Origin of the sequence: Burkholderia sp. SJZ089 (genome assembly GCF_007828315.1) — a bacterium.
Lineage (GTDB): Bacteria > Pseudomonadota > Gammaproteobacteria > Burkholderiales > Burkholderiaceae > Burkholderia > Burkholderia gladioli.
The window spans coordinates 170360-184762 of sequence record NZ_VIUM01000011.1 but is presented as its reverse complement, the minus strand read 5'-3'; the positions used below and the strand labels follow the sequence as shown (position 1 = coordinate 184762).

Below are 14403 nucleotides of genomic sequence, written 5' to 3'. Positions count from 1 at the left end.
TTCACGTTTTCAAGCTCATCAAGCAGATACGCAACACGACCATGAAAATTGCCATTGCCGGTGCATCGGGCCGTATGGGCCGGATGCTGATCGAAGCGGTGCTCAACGACGCCGACGCCACCCTGGTCGGCGCGCTCGGCCGCCCGGGTTCGGCCCACCTGGGCCAGGACGCGGGCGCCTTCCTCGGCAAGCCGACCGGCGTCGCCATCACCGACGACGTCGAGCGCGTGTTCGCCGAGGCCGACTGCCTGATCGACTTCACGCGGCCCGACACCACGATCGGTTACCTCGACGCGGCGCGCCGCCACGGCGTCAAGCTGGTGATCGGCACCACCGGCTTCAGCGAGGCGCAGAAGGCGCTGCTGCGCGAGGCGGCGAGCCAGGTCGGCATCGTGTTCTCGGCGAACATGAGCGTGGGCGTGAACGTCACGCTGAAGCTGCTCGAATTCGCCGCCAGGCAGTTCGCGCAGGGTTACGACATCGAGATCATCGAGGCGCATCACCGCCACAAGGTCGATGCGCCCTCGGGCACCGCGCTGATGATGGGCGAGACCGTGGCCGCCTCGCTGGGTCGCAAGCTCGAGGATTGCGCGGTCTACGACCGCCACGGCGAGACCGGCCCGCGCGATCCCTCGACGATCGGCTTCACGGCGATCCGCGGCGGCGACATCGTGGGCGACCACACCGTGCTGTTCGCCGGCATCGGCGAACGCATCGAGATCACCCACAAGTCCTCGAGCCGTGTCTCGTATGCGCAGGGATCGATGCGCGCGGTGCGCTTCCTGGCCGACAAGCCGGCCGGGCTGTTCGACATGCAGGACGTGCTCGGCCTGCGCTGAGCCGCAACCCCGGGAGGCGCGCATGGCGACGGAAACCGGCGTAGTCCACTATCTGGCGAGCGGCGATGCCGTCACGCACGGCGTGGCCTGGCTGCTGTTCGCGATGTCGGTCGCGAGCTGGTGCTTCCTGCTGGTGAAGGCCTGGACGCTGGCGCGCGCGAAGCGCCAGGGCCCGGGGGCGATCGCCGCGTTCTGGCGCGCCGGCTCGTTCGACGAGGGGCTGGCCGCGCTGCGCTCGGCTGATCGCGAGCGGGTGTTCGCGCCGCTGGCCGAGGCCGCGCGGGAGGCGGCCGACGCCGCGCCCAGCCTGCTCGGGGCGCGCGTGGAGCGCGGCGAACGCGTGCTGCGCGCGGTGCGCCAGGCGATGCGCGGCTCGCAGCGCCGGCTCGAATTCGGCCTGGTGCTGCTGGCCTCGATCGCCAGCACGGCGCCCTTCGTCGGGCTGCTCGGCACCGTGTGGGGCATCTATCACGCGCTCGGCAGCATCGCCGAGAGCGGCCAGGCGCAGATCGGCAACGTGGCCGGGCCGGTCGGCGAGGCGCTGATCATGACCGCCTTCGGCCTGGTGGTGGCGATCCCGGCCGTGCTCGCCTACAACCTGCTCGGGCGCCTGGTGCGCCAGCTGAGCGAGGATCTCGACGGCTTCGCGCGCGACCTGCATGCCACGGCGGGCGGCGAGCCCGGCGGCGCAGCGGGCCAATCAGCCGGCGACGGCGCCTGACACGGGAGGCGAGATGGCATTCGGCGGACTCGATCACCAGGAAGCGGCCGCGCCGATGGCGGATATCAACATGACGCCGCTGATCGACGTGATGCTGGTGCTGCTGGTGATCTTCATCATCACCGCGCCGCTGCTCACGCACGCGATCCGGCTCGACCTGCCGAAGGTCGCCTCGGCCAGCGCGCGCGAGCTGCCCGACACCATCACGCTGTCGATCGACGCCGACGGCCATCTGTTCTGGGACGCGACGCCGCTGAGCCAGGACGCGCTGGTGGCACGGTTTCGCGCCGCCGCCGCGCAGCCGCAACCGCCCGAGCTGCATCTGCGCGCGGCCGCCTCGGCCCGCTACGAGGTGATCGCGCGCGTGATGGGGGCGGCCCAGGCGGCGGGCCTGTCGCGCATCGGCTTCGTCACCGATCCCGATGCGGCGGCAGCGCCGCCCGCGCGCGGCGCGGCTACGCCCGCAGCTCCCGCAGCGGGCAGGCCGAGCGGCGGCTGAGCCACCCGGCGAGGCGCCTTCGCCAGGCCCGCGCCCGCGCCGGCTGCCCCGGCCGACGGGCGTCGCCGCCCCACGCCGCGCGCGATGGCCTGAGGGGCCTGAGCGGGCGGTATAATCGACCCTTTCCCCGCGATCCGGGGAGTGCGACTTTCGATCCACTCCAGCCTGCGCGCGCGTCGCGCGTGCCGACAGCCTAGCCGAACCACACCATGCAAGAACGATACGTACCCGCCGACGTCGAAGCCGCCGTCCAGCGCGATTGGCGCGATACCGACGCCTACCTGACGAAGGAAGATTCGCAAAAGCCGAAGTTCTTTTGCGTGTCGATGCTGCCTTACCCGTCCGGCAAGCTGCACATGGGTCACGTACGCAACTACACGATCAACGACGTGATGTACCGCTATCTGCGGATGAACGGCTACAACACGCTGATGCCGATGGGCTGGGACGCGTTCGGCATGCCGGCCGAGAACGCCGCGATGGCCAACGGCGTGCCGCCCGCGAAGTGGACCTACGACAACATCGCCTACATGAAGGGCCAGATGCAGTCGATGGGCCTGGCGATCGACTGGTCGCGCGAGATCGCCACCTGCAAGCCCGACTACTACAAGTGGAACCAGTGGCTGTTCCTGAAGATGCTCGAGAAGGGCATCGCCTACAAGAAGACGGGCACCGTCAACTGGGATCCGGTCGACCAGACCGTGCTGGCCAACGAGCAGGTGATCGACGGGCGCGGCTGGCGCTCGGGCGCGCTGATCGAGAAGCGCGAGATCCCGATGTACTACCTGCGCATCACGCAGTACGCCGACGAACTGCTCGACGACCTCGACGGCCTGGGCTGGCCCGAGCGCGTCAAGATCATGCAGCAGAACTGGATCGGCAAGAGCTTCGGCGTGAACTTCGGCTTCCCGTATGAACTCGACGGCGAGCAGAAGCTGCTGCGCGTGTTCACCACGCGCGCCGATACCATCATGGGCGTGACCTTCTGCGCGGTGGCGGCCGAGCATCCGCTCGCCACGCGCCTGGCCGAGGGCCGTCCCGAGCTGCTCGCCTTCATCGAGGAGTGCAAGCAGGGCGGCGTGGCCGAGGCCGACATGGCCACCATGGAGAAGAAGGGCGTGGCCACCGGCTTCTCGGTCAAGCACCCGCTCACCGGCGAGCCGGTGCCGGTGTGGATCGGCAACTACGTGCTGATGAGCTATGGCGAAGGCGCCGTGATGGGCGTGCCCGCGCACGACGAGCGCGATTTCGCGTTCGCCAACAAGTACGGCCTGCCGATGCGGCAGGTGATCGCCGTCGAGGGCGAGACCTGGTCGCGCGAGGCCTGGCAGGAGTGGTACGGCGACAAGTCGAAGGGCGTCAACGTCAACAGCGGCAAGTACGACGGCCTGGGCCACGAGGCGGCGGTCGACGCCGTGTCGGCCGACCTGAACGCGGGCGGCTTCGGCGACAAGCAGGTCACCTGGCGCCTGCGCGACTGGGGCGTGTCGCGCCAGCGCTACTGGGGCACGCCGATCCCTATCATCCACTGCCCGTCCTGCGGCGACGTGCCGGTGCCCGAGGCGGACCTGCCGGTGGTGCTGCCCGAGGACCTGGTGCCGGACGGCACCGGCAACCCGCTGGCGAAATCCGAAGCCTTCCTGAACTGCAGCTGTCCGAAGTGCGGCGCGCCGGCCAAGCGCGAGACCGATACCATGGACACCTTCGTCGACTCGTCCTGGTACTTCTCGCGCTACACGGCGCCCGACGCGACGACCATGGTCGACGCGCGCACCGATCACTGGATGCCGATGGACCAGTACATCGGCGGCATCGAGCACGCGATCCTGCACCTGTTGTACTCGCGCTTCTGGACCAAGGTGATGCGCGACCTGGGCCTGGTGAAGTTCGGCGAGCCGGCCAAAAACCTGCTCACCCAGGGCATGGTGCTCAACGAAACCTTCTACCGCGAGGACGCGAACGGCAAGAAGAGCTGGTTCAACCCGGCCGACGTGACCGTCACGCACGACGACAAGGGCCGCCCGGTCGGCGCGGTGCTCAACGGCGACGGCCAGCCGGTGGTGCTGGGCGGCATCGAGAAGATGTCGAAGTCGAAGAACAACGGCGTCGATCCGCAACTGCTGATCGACCAGCACGGCGCCGACACGGCCCGGCTGTTCACCATGTTCGCCGCGCCGCCCGAGCAGCAGCTCGAATGGTCGGGTGCCGGTGTGGAAGGCGCGAGCCGCTTCCTGCGCCGCGTCTGGGCCTTCGCCTCGGCCAATCGCGAGGCGCTGGTGACGCGTGACGCGCTCGACGCCGCCGCGCTCGACGAGACCGCCAAGGCGCTGCGCCGCGAGATCCACGCCGTGCTGAAGCAGGCCGATTTCGACTACCAGCGCCTGCAGTACAACACCGTGGTGTCGGCCGCGATGAAGATGCTCAACGCGATCGAGGGTGCCAAGGGCGCGCCGGGCGCGGTGCTGCGCGAGACCTACGGGATCCTGCTGCGCGTGCTGTACCCGGTGGTGCCGCACCTGACCTTCGCGCTGTGGCGGGAACTCGCCTATGCCGACGAATTCGGCACGCTGCTCGACGCGCCCTGGCCGAAGGTCGACGAGGCCGCGCTGGAGCAGGCCGAGATCGAGCTGGTGCTGCAGATCAACGGCAAGGTGCGCGGCGCGGTCAAGGTCGCGAAGGACGCCAGCCGCGAGGTGATCGAGGCGGCCGCGCTCGCCGACGAGGCATTCGCGAAGTTCGGCGAGGGCAAGCCGGCGAAGAAGGTGATCGTCGTGCCGGGCCGTCTCGTCAACGTGGTGGTCTGACGCGCAGTACGAACCAAGGAGCGAAGGTGATCCGCAGATCGTTTTTGATGGCCGTGGGCAGCGCGGCGCTGCTGTCCGCATGCGGCTTCCAGTTGCGCGGCACGCAGGACTACGCGTTCAAGCACCTGCTGATCGTGGGCGCGCAGCCGGCGGTGGCCGCGCGCCTGACGCGGATGGTCGAGGGCGGCAGCGATACCAGGGTGGTCAAGACCCAGGCCGATGCCGACGCGATCCTGCGCGTGTCCGAGGCGCGCGGCACCGGCACGCTGACGCTGGACGAGTTCGGCACGGTCGAGGAATACCAGCTCAACTATTCGCTGAGCTACACGCTGACCACCAAGGACGGCGCCCTGCTGATCGCGCCGAGCGTGATCTCGCTGAACCGCGCCATGACCTACAACGCGCAGTTCGTGCAGGCCAAGGCGCAGGAAAGCGACATCCTGTTCGCGGACATGCAGAACGACGCCGTCGACCAGCTCACGCGCCGCCTGTCGGTGGTGCACACGCTGACGCCCAGGCCGGGCGAGGTGGCGCCGGGCATCGCGCCGCGCGCGCCGCTGCCGCCGCCGCCGCTGTGATGCGCGGCGGCTTGTTCGAATCCGTTTGTCCTGACTGCTGAGCGTTCGAATCGATGCAATTGCGACTTGAGGCGCTGGAGCCGCACCTGGCGAAGGGGCTCGCCGGCCTCTACACCGTCTACGGCGACGAACCGCTGCTGGCCCAGGAGGCCTGCGACCGGATTCGTGCCGCCGCGCGCGCGGCCGGTTTCACCGAACGCTCGGTGTTCACGGTCGAGCGCAGCTTCGACTGGAGCTCGCTGCTGGGCGCGAGCCAGGCGATGTCGCTGTTCGGCGAGCGCCAGCTGATCGAGCTGCGGATTCCCTCGGGCAAGCCCGGCAAGGAAGGCGCCGACGCGTTGAAGACGCTGGCGGGGGCGGGCAATCCCGACATGCTGATGCTGGTCACGCTGCCGCGGCTCGATGCCGCCACGCAGAAGTCGGCCTGGTTCACCGCGCTGGGCAACGGCGGCGTCGCGCTGAAGATCGACCCGGTCGATCGCGCGCAACTGCCGAACTGGATCGGCCAGCGGCTCGCCGCGCAGGGCCAGCGCGTGGCCGCCGGCGACGATGGCCGGCGCGCGCTGCAGTTCATCGCCGAGCGCGTCGAGGGCAACCTGCTGGCCGCGCACCAGGAGATCCAGAAGCTCGGGCTGCTCTATCCGTCCGGCACGCTGGCCTTCGAGCAGGTGCAGGATGCCGTGCTCAACGTGGCGCGCTACGACGTCTTCAAGCTCAACGAGGCGATGCTGGCCGGCGACGCCGGCCGGCTGGCGCGCATGATCGACGGGCTGAAAGGCGAGGGCGAGGCGCTGGTGCTCGTGCTGTGGGCCGTGGTCGAGGAATTGCGCACGCTGCTGCGCATCAAGCGCGGGATCGAGGCCGGCAAGCCGCTCGCCGTGCTGGTGCGCGAGAACCGCGTCTGGGGGCCGCGCGAGCGTTTGATCGGGCCGGCCCTGTCGCGCGTCACGGAGCCGGTGCTCGAAAAAGCGCTGGCGCTGGCCGCCAGGCTGGACCGCCAGGTCAAGGGCCTGTCCGGCGCCACGCCGGGCCTGCCGCGCGCCGACGAGCCGCCGCCCGATCCCTGGGACGGGCTGTTCCAGCTCGCCATGACGGTTGCCGGCGCGCAGGGCGCGTCGCGTTCGCCGGCCGGCCCGCGCGGCCCGGCGGCGCGGCAGCAGGCTTCAGGCTCGTTCGCGGGCGCAGGTTCGGTGTCGCGTCGCCCTGGCTGATCCCGCCGCGCCCGACGCTCGCGCGCGCAGGCGCATACAATCGTTCACTCGCCGCCGCCCGCGGGCCGGCCGGCGATCACTCCAACGGCGTTTCGCCGCCCGCGCGCGGCTGCCTTTCCGGATTCGGGTTTCATGATGGATATCGATCAGTACATGACGGACGTCGGCCGCCGCGCGCGGCAAGCCTCGCGCACGATCGCGCGGGCCGACACGGCGGCCAAGAACGCCGCGCTGGCCGCGATCGCCACGGCGATCGAACGCGAGGCCGCCACGCTGAAGTCCGCCAACGCGCGCGACGTCGAGCGGGCGCGCGCCAACGGCCAGGACGCCGCCTTCATCGATCGCCTGACGCTGTCGGACAAGGCGCTGAACACCATGATCGAAGGCCTGCGCCAGGTCGCGGCGCTGCCCGACCCGATCGGCGAGATCTCGAACCTGAAGTTCCGCCCGAGCGGGATCCAGGTCGGCCAGATGCGGGTGCCGCTCGGCGTGATCGGCATCATCTACGAATCGCGGCCGAACGTGACGATCGACGCGGCCGCGCTGTGCCTGAAGTCCGGCAACGCCACCATCCTGCGCGGCGGCTCCGAGGCGCTCGAATCGAATACGGCGCTGGCGGGGCTGATCGGCGAGGGGCTCGCCGCGGCGGGGCTGCCGGCCGAGGCGGTGCAGGTGGTCGCCACCGCCGATCGCGCGGCGGTCGGCAAGCTGATCACCATGACCGAGCATGTCGACGTGATCGTGCCGCGCGGTGGCAAGAGCCTGATCGAGCGGCTCATGAAGGACGCGCGCGTGCCGATGATCAAGCACCTCGACGGCATCTGCCACGTCTATGTCGACGATCGCGCCGATCTCGCCCGCGCACTGACCGTCTGCGACAACGCCAAGACGCATCGCTACGGCACCTGCAACACCATGGAAACGCTGCTCATCGCGCGCGGCATCGCGGCCGCCGTGCTGCCGCCACTGGGCCGCCTGTATCGCGACAAGTCGGTCGAACTGCGCGTCGACGCGGCCGCCCGGGCCGTGCTGGCCGAGGCCGGCGTCGCGCCGCTGGTCGATGCCACCGAGGAAGACTGGCGCACCGAGTACCTGGCGCCGGTGCTGGCGATCAAGGTGGTCGACGGCATCGACGCGGCGATCGAGCACATCAACACCTACGGCTCCGCGCATACCGATGCGATCGTCACGGAGGACCACGACCGCGCGATGCGTTTCCTGCGCGAGGTCGATTCGGCCAGCGTGATGGTCAACGCCTCGACGCGTTTCGCGGACGGTTTCGAATACGGCCTGGGAGCCGAGATCGGCATCTCGAACGACAAGCTGCATGCGCGCGGCCCGGTAGGGCTCGAGGGCCTGACCTCGCTGAAGTACGTCGTGCTCGGGCACGGCGAGGGCCGGCAGTAATCACGACACGGAATAAAAAGGGGCCGACATGCTGACGAAATTGCGTGTAAAGGGATTCAAGAGTCTCAACGATGTTTCGGTCAATTTTGGTCCCTTTACCTGTATTGCCGGAGCCAACGGCGCGGGTAAGTCCAACCTGTTCGATGCGATCATGTTTCTGCGAGATTTGGCCGACATGCCGATCATCGCAGCGGCACATCAGGTGCGCGACAGGGCAGGGCGGCGCTCCGGATCGGTCGGTTCGATCTTCACGCGGCACAAGAGCGGCATCGTGCCGGAAATGTTGCTGGAGGCCGAGTTGCTCGTGCCAAACGAGGTCGTCGATGACTTCAACCGAAAGGGTGAGCCTCGTGTAACGCATTTGCGATATCGATTGGTGCTGATGTATGTGCTCGACGAGCGTTCAGGTAGCGAGCGCATTGTATTGCGGGAGGAGTCACTCGCGTACATTCCCAAGCGAGAGTTCAGCAAGAATTTGTTCCCTCATAGTTCGGAATTTTGGGAGTCGGTCAAAGGGGGCGTGAAGACCACCGATTTCATTTCGACCAGCGATGAACCACATGATGGGGGGCCGACTGTCAGCATTCACCAAGATAGCGGCAGTAGCGGACGACCTGAACGGATTCCTGCGAGTGGCATGGAGCGCACTGCATTAAGCGGTATCAATACCATTGATCGTCCTACTGCGTTGGCTGCTCGACGTGAGATGCAGTCATGGGCCCTGCTTCAGCTTGAACCCTCAGCTTTGCGTCAGCCTGATGATTTCACGACGCCGGCCGATATTCACGTGGCGCCGTCGGGGGCACATATGCCGGCTACCTTGCGAGGCCTCGACAAGGATGCGGATGTTGCGAATCGATTGGCCGAGTTGATTCCTGACGTCGCCGAGTTGAGTGTCGAGGTGGATGAAAAGCGGCAGCTCAAGACGCTTTATCTGACGAATCGTGACGGCATTCGTTACCCAGCCAAAGCACTTTCTGATGGCACGCTTCGCTTTCTTGCACTTGCCATCATTCACGCCGACTCTGGGTCTGGCGGTGTGATCTGTCTGGAGGAGCCGGAGAATGGAATTCATCCCTCTCGAGTCGAAGCTATGGCGAGGCTTTTGCGTGACATGGCTGTCAATCCGAATGAGCGGGTTGATGAGGGTAATCCGCTTCGACAGGTGATCATCAATACACATTCTCCGTTGCTGGTCAGGCAACTAATCAGTAGGGATCTTGTTGTGTGTCGCCAGCGTCGACAGAATGGTGCGCCATTCAGTGCATTTGAGTTTCTCGCCGATACATGGCGAAGCAACGTCTCTGACGAGCGCCCGACATCGTTGGGCGTATTGATGGCGTATTTGGACAGTGATGATGCTGACGATTCCTCGAAGGAGCGAACGGTTGGCGCTTTGCTGCGTGATCAGCTAAAGCTCTTTAATTGACGGATGTCGTCGCAATGTTCATTCGCTATACATTGCTTGCCGATGGAAGTTCCGATGGTGTTTTGCTACCCATCATCAGATGGGTAATCGAATCGAATTTCCCCGAGATCGAGATGGAGGGGCAGTTGGCTGGCCCGGGTATTCCCCCGGCGAAAGCCGGATTGCCGAAGCGAGCGCAAGCAGCAACTGCCCTCTACGAATGTGATGTGCTGTTTGTTCATCGCGATGCGGAGCGTGATGGCTATGCGTTGAGGCGAGCACAGCTCGACGAAGAACTGGCAGCCCTCCGGCAATCGTGGGTTGCCGTCATTCCGGTGCGCATGACCGAGGCCTGGCTGCTAGGGAACGAGCGTGCAATTCGAACCGCTGCGGGGAATCCCAACGGCAACACTCGGCTGACGATACCGCTTCGACAGCGTTGGGAAACGCTGCCCGATCCAAAGGCGGACCTATTCCGCCTCTTGCACACCGCGGCAAATCGACCAAAGCGCCGTCCGATAAATGAAGGTCAGTGCCGGATGCGCGTCGCTGAGCTGACTACCGATTATTCGCACCTGCGTGAATTGCCATCATTCGATGCATTCGAAGCCGATGTTATTCGCGTTTTCAATGAAATCAGGGACGACGCATGACATACCTCTGGGTCAAGACCTTCCACATCGTGCTGATCGCCGCGTGGTTCGCCGGGCTGTTCTATCTGCCCCGCATCTACGTGAACCTCGCCATGGAGACCGATCCCGGCGCGGTGCGCCGGCTGCTGACGATGGCGCGCAAGCTGTTCCGCTTCATGAGCTTCATCGCCGTGCCGGCGCTGGCCTGCGGGGCCTGGCTCTGGCTGGTGGCCGGGGTCGGGCGCGGGCAGGGCTGGATCCACGCCAAGCTGACGATCGTGCTGCTGCTGATCGTTTATCACGCCTACTGCGGGCATCTGCTGCGCGTGTTCGAGCGCGGCGAGAACCGCCGCAGCGACCGCTGGTACCGCTTCTTCAACGAGCTGCCGGTGCTCGGCATGCTCGGCGCGGTCGCGCTGGCCGTCATCAAGCCCTTCTGAATCCACGACGCGCCGCGGCACATTGGCGTGCCGCGGCGCGTCGCCTGCCTTCAGGCGCCTTGGCGCGCCGTCCCTGTTTTCCTCACGATTGCTCCGATTCGCCGCGCGCGATTTCGCGTGCCGTCTCGCGGCCCTCCTCGCGTCCTTCCTCGCGCGCCCCCCGGCGCTCGCCGCCGCGCTCGTCCGGGCCGATGCGGCGCCGCACGATCGCGGCCTTGGCGCGGCCGAGCCGGTCCACCAATTCGGGGCCGCGCTGCAGCGCCACGCCGACCGCCAGGATGTCGCCGATCGCCAGGTGCGACATGCGCGAGGTCATCGGCGAGAACACGTCGGTTTCCTCGGCGATGTTCGAGGCCAGGTTGACCGAGGCGAGCTGGGCCAGCGGCGAATGGCTGTGGGTGATCGACACCACCTTGGCGCCGCAGGCCAGCGCCGATTTCGCGGCCTCCACGATGTCGCGCGTGCGACCCGTGTTGGAGATCGCCACCACGATGTCCTGCTGGCCCAGCAGGGCGGCCGACATCGAGAAGGTATGCGGGTCGGAATAAGCCACGCTCGGCACGCCGAGCCGGAAGAACTTGTGCTGGATGTCCTGCGCGGCGATACCCGAGCCGCCCGCGCCGTAGAACTCGATGCGCGAGGCGCGCGAGAGCAGGGCGATGGCCTCGGCCACGCTGCCGGCCGACAGGCTGTTGCGGACCTCGATCAGCGCGCCGATGGTGCGGTCGAACACCTTGCCGATGATGCCGGGCGCCGGCTCGTCGGGCTCCACGTCGCGATACACGGAAGGCACGCCCGGCGCGACGCTCTGCGCCAGCCGGATCTTGAATTCGCGGAAACCGCTGCAGCCCAGTGCCTGGCAGAAGCGCGCGATGGTGGGCTGGCTGACGCCGGCGCGCGCCGACAGGTCGGTCATCGACAGATCGAGGATCTCGCGCGGCGCGGCCAGCACGTATTCGGCGAGTTTCTGCTCGGACGGGCGCAGTTGCGCGCGCAGCGCTTCGATTCGAGGGAGCATCGGCGGCTCGTGGCGGAAAAGCGGGATTGTAGTCTTGCGCAGGTATTGTAGAAAAACTACAGAAAATTCCCAGCACATTTCTGCCCGAGGATCGGTCGACATTAGGGTTTCTACTGATGTCAAGACCATATGTAGCAAGCTTTGTGCGACATTGAAGAATGGGCATGCTGCGGCGCAGGATTGCGGTTGTGTAGTTTTTCTACTAGACTTTGCCGCGATCGGTCGGTCAATCCGGCCAGACCTCCCCACGATTCCAGCCGCCGGCGCCGCCGGCCACAGAGGAGCCGCCCGCATGGCCTCGCTGCATCCCACCCTGCTCAACGTGACCGAGCGCGTGATCGCGCGCAGCCGTCCCACCCGCACCGCCTATCTCGATCGCATCGCCGCTGCCCAGGGCCGCTTCCCGGCACGCGGCGCGCTGTCCTGCGCGAATCTCGCGCACGGCTTCGCCGGCATGGAAGGCAACGACAAGTTCGTGATCAAGGCGATCCGCGAGCCGAACATCGGCATCGTGTCCTCGTACAACGAGATGCTGTCGGCTCATGCGCCGTACCTGAACTACCCCGACATCATCAAGGCGGCCGCGCGCGAGAACGGCGGCGTGGCGCAGTTCGCGGGCGGCGTGCCGGCGATGTGCGACGGCGTCACGCAGGGCAATCCGGGCATGGAGCTGTCGCTGTTCTCGCGCGAGACGATCGCGATGAGCACCGCGATCGCGCTGACGCACAACATGTTCGACGCCGCGCTGTGCCTGGGCATCTGCGACAAGATCGTGCCGGGCCTGCTGATCGGCGCGCTGCAGTTCGGCCACCTGCCGACCATCTTCGTGCCGGCCGGCCCGATGACGAGCGGCCTGTCGAACGACGACAAGGCCAAGATCCGCCAGCAGTTCGCCACCGGCCAGGTGGGTCGCGACGCGCTGCTCGAATCCGAATCGGCCGCCTATCACGGCCACGGCACCTGCACCTTCTACGGCACCGCCAACAGCAACCAGATGCTGATGGAGGTGATGGGCCTGCACCTGCCGGGCTCGGCCTTCGTCCATCCGCATACGCCGCTGCGCGACGCCCTGACGGCGGCCGCCGCGCGCCGCGTGCTCGACCTCACCGTCGAGCGCGGCAACTACACGCCGATCGGGCACGTGGTCGACGAGAAGGCGGTGGTCAACGGCATCGTCGCGCTGCTGGCCACCGGCGGCTCGACCAACCACACCATGCACCTGGTGGCGATCGCGCGCGCGGCCGGCATCCTGATCGACTGGGACGATTTCGACCAGCTCTCGGCGGTGGTGCCGCTGCTAGCGAAGATCTACCCGAACGGCAAGGCCGACGTGAACCACTTCCATGCGGCCGGCGGCGTGGCCTTCCTGGTGCGCAACCTGCTCGAGGGCGGCCTGCTGCACGAGGACGTCAATACCGTGGCCGGCAAGGGCCTCGCGCACTACACCCTCGAGCCGAAACTGCTCGACGGCAAGCTCGAATGGGTGCCGGGCGTGGCAGAGAGCGGCGATGCCAAGGTGCTGCGCCCGATCGGCGAGCCGTTCGCCCCCGACGGCGGCCTGCGCCTGATGCAGGGTCGCCTGGGCCGCGGCGTGATCAAGATCTCGGCGGTGGCGCCCGAGCACCGCAAGGTGGTCGCGCCGGCCATCGTGTTCGAATCGCAGGAAGCCGTGCAGGCCGCCTTCGACGCGGGCGAGCTCAAGCGCGACTTCGTCGCCGTGGTGCGCTTCCAGGGCGCCCGCGCCAACGGCATGCCCGAGCTGCACCGTTTGACGCCGCTGCTCGGCGTGCTGCAGGATCAGGGCTTCCATGTCGCGCTGGTCACCGACGGCCGCATGTCGGGCGCCTCGGGCAAGGTGCCGGCGGTGATCCACGTCTCGCCCGAAGCGCTGCTCGACGGTCCGCTGGCCAAGGTCCGCACCGGCGACACCATCGTGATCGACGCGCAGGCCGGCGTGCTCGACGTCGAGATCGACGCTGGCGAATGGGCCGCGCGCGAGCTGGCGCGCCCGACGCACCAGGCCGACAACGAGGTCGGCTTCGGCCGCGAGCTGTTCGGCGTGTTCCGCGCCGCGGCGATGCCGGCCGAGGCGGGCGCCTCGGTGTTCGGCGCGCTGGTCGGCGAAACCACGCATGTCGGCGTGGGCGTGGCGCACTGAGCGCCCACTGATATCCTCGCGAACCGCAACGAGACGAATCCAGTTACAGGAGAAGCAGCAGATGAAGACGATCCACGACATCGTGAAACTCGGCCCGGTGATTCCGGTCCTCGCGTTCGAGACGGTCGAGCAGGGCGAGCACGTGTCGCGCGCGCTGCACGCGGGCGGCGTGAAGGTGCTGGAGATCACGCTGCGCACCGAGGCGGGGCTGAAGGCGATCGAGCGCGCCAGCCAGCTGGCCGACGACATCGTGGTCGGCGTGGGCACCATCACGCGTCCCGAGCATTGCGCCCTGGCCAAGAAGGCCGGCGCACAGTTCGGCGTCTCGCCGGGCCTGACGCGCGACATGCACCAGGCTGCCAAGGACGCGGGCCTGCCGCTGCTGCCCGGCGTGATGACGCCGACCGACATCATCGCCGCGCTCGAGCTCGGCTACGAGGTGGTGAAGTTCTTCCCGGCCCAGCAGGCCGGCGGCATCCCGATGCTGCAGGCCTTCCACGGCCCGTTCCCGACGCTGAAGTTCTGCCCGACCGGCGGCATCAGCGCGCAGAGCGCGCCCGACTTCCTCAAGCAGCCGAACGTGGTCTGCGTCGGCGGCTCGTGGCTCACGCCGAAGGCGGCGCTGGCCGCGCAGGACTGGGCCGAGGTCACGCGCTTGGCCCAGGCGGCCAGCCAACTGCCGCGCTGA

Annotated in this window: 12 protein-coding genes and 1 pseudogene; 12 read left to right on the top strand and 1 reads right to left on the bottom strand. The window is 67.5% G+C overall.

Translation table 11 applies throughout. The annotated features are described in order from the left end of the window. Positions 1-41 precede the first annotated feature (41 nt). From dapB to FB600_RS21180, 10 genes and pseudogenes are all read left to right on the top strand, one after another. Complete coding sequence (gene dapB / locus FB600_RS21225) at positions 42-839, top strand: 4-hydroxy-tetrahydrodipicolinate reductase (RefSeq protein WP_096749746.1); 798 nt, start codon at positions 42-44, stop codon at positions 837-839. A gap of 22 nt (positions 840-861) precedes the next feature. Beyond that, the gene (locus FB600_RS21220; protein ID WP_013696631.1) at positions 862-1560 is read left to right on the top strand and encodes a MotA/TolQ/ExbB proton channel family protein; all 699 of its coding nucleotides are present in this window, start codon (positions 862-864) and stop codon (positions 1558-1560) included. Between the two features lie 13 nt (positions 1561-1573). Further along, positions 1574-2174 (top strand): annotated as a pseudogene (locus FB600_RS21215) (ExbD/TolR family protein). Positions 2175-2268: 94 nt separating this feature from the next. Beyond that, the gene (leuS, locus tag FB600_RS21210) at positions 2269-4863 is read left to right on the top strand and encodes a leucine--tRNA ligase (protein ID WP_145757324.1); all 2595 of its coding nucleotides are present in this window, start codon (positions 2269-2271) and stop codon (positions 4861-4863) included. A 26-nt stretch (positions 4864-4889) separates the two neighbouring features. Then, positions 4890-5441, top strand: a complete 552-nt coding sequence (gene lptE, locus FB600_RS21205) for an LPS assembly lipoprotein LptE (RefSeq protein ID WP_145757323.1) — start codon at positions 4890-4892, stop codon at positions 5439-5441. A gap of 53 nt (positions 5442-5494) precedes the next feature. Continuing rightward, positions 5495-6652 carry a DNA polymerase III subunit delta gene (gene holA, locus FB600_RS21200; RefSeq protein WP_096749742.1) on the top strand — a complete coding sequence of 386 codons (1158 nt, stop codon included), beginning with the start codon at positions 5495-5497 and terminating at the stop codon, positions 6650-6652. A gap of 135 nt (positions 6653-6787) precedes the next feature. After that, a complete protein-coding gene (locus FB600_RS21195; protein ID WP_145757332.1) occupies positions 6788-8059 on the top strand; it encodes a glutamate-5-semialdehyde dehydrogenase in 1272 nt (423 codons plus the stop codon). 28 nt (positions 8060-8087) lie between these two features. After that, on the top strand, positions 8088-9488 hold the full coding sequence (locus tag FB600_RS21190; RefSeq protein WP_096749740.1) for an AAA family ATPase: 1401 nt from the start codon (positions 8088-8090) through the stop codon (positions 9486-9488). 14 nt (positions 9489-9502) lie between these two features. Further along, on the top strand, positions 9503-10120 hold the full coding sequence (locus FB600_RS21185) for a hypothetical protein (protein ID WP_124076062.1): 618 nt from the start codon (positions 9503-9505) through the stop codon (positions 10118-10120). Beyond that, complete coding sequence (locus FB600_RS21180; RefSeq protein ID WP_013696637.1) at positions 10117-10539, top strand: CopD family protein; 423 nt, start codon at positions 10117-10119, stop codon at positions 10537-10539. Before FB600_RS21185 ends, FB600_RS21180 begins: the two co-directional genes overlap by 4 nt. A gap of 82 nt (positions 10540-10621) precedes the next feature. Here FB600_RS21180 and FB600_RS21175 read toward each other — a convergent pair whose 3' ends face one another. Next, the gene (locus tag FB600_RS21175) at positions 10622-11557 is read right to left on the bottom strand and encodes a MurR/RpiR family transcriptional regulator (RefSeq protein ID WP_098181317.1); all 936 of its coding nucleotides are present in this window, start codon (positions 11555-11557) and stop codon (positions 10622-10624) included. Between the two features lie 292 nt (positions 11558-11849). Between FB600_RS21175 and edd the strand changes: the two genes are divergently transcribed. Both edd and eda read left to right on the top strand, forming a co-directional pair. After that, complete coding sequence (gene edd / locus FB600_RS21170; protein ID WP_145757322.1) at positions 11850-13715, top strand: phosphogluconate dehydratase; 1866 nt, start codon at positions 11850-11852, stop codon at positions 13713-13715. A gap of 61 nt (positions 13716-13776) precedes the next feature. Then, the gene (gene eda / locus FB600_RS21165; protein ID WP_013696640.1) at positions 13777-14403 is read left to right on the top strand and encodes a bifunctional 4-hydroxy-2-oxoglutarate aldolase/2-dehydro-3-deoxy-phosphogluconate aldolase; all 627 of its coding nucleotides are present in this window, start codon (positions 13777-13779) and stop codon (positions 14401-14403) included.

What these genes read in the sequence shown, in the direction of transcription:
- leuS (WP_145757324.1), top strand. Translation starts at nt 2,269, where the DNA reads ATGCAAGAACGATACGTACCCGCCGACGTCGAAGCCGCCGTCCAGCGC.
- eda (WP_013696640.1), top strand. Translation starts at nt 13,777, where the DNA reads ATGAAGACGATCCACGACATCGTGAAACTCGGCCCGGTGATTCCGGTC.
- FB600_RS21190 (WP_096749740.1), top strand. Translation starts at nt 8,088, where the DNA reads ATGCTGACGAAATTGCGTGTAAAGGGATTCAAGAGTCTCAACGATGTT.
- dapB (WP_096749746.1), top strand. Translation starts at nt 42, where the DNA reads ATGAAAATTGCCATTGCCGGTGCATCGGGCCGTATGGGCCGGATGCTG.
- edd (WP_145757322.1), top strand. Translation starts at nt 11,850, where the DNA reads ATGGCCTCGCTGCATCCCACCCTGCTCAACGTGACCGAGCGCGTGATC.
- FB600_RS21195 (WP_145757332.1), top strand. Translation starts at nt 6,788, where the DNA reads ATGGATATCGATCAGTACATGACGGACGTCGGCCGCCGCGCGCGGCAA.
- holA (WP_096749742.1), top strand. Translation starts at nt 5,495, where the DNA reads ATGCAATTGCGACTTGAGGCGCTGGAGCCGCACCTGGCGAAGGGGCTC.
- FB600_RS21180 (WP_013696637.1), top strand. Translation starts at nt 10,117, where the DNA reads ATGACATACCTCTGGGTCAAGACCTTCCACATCGTGCTGATCGCCGCG.
- FB600_RS21185 (WP_124076062.1), top strand. Translation starts at nt 9,503, where the DNA reads ATGTTCATTCGCTATACATTGCTTGCCGATGGAAGTTCCGATGGTGTT.
- FB600_RS21175 (WP_098181317.1), bottom strand. Translation starts at nt 11,557, where the DNA reads ATGCTCCCTCGAATCGAAGCGCTGCGCGCGCAACTGCGCCCGTCCGAG.
- FB600_RS21220 (WP_013696631.1), top strand. Translation starts at nt 862, where the DNA reads ATGGCGACGGAAACCGGCGTAGTCCACTATCTGGCGAGCGGCGATGCC.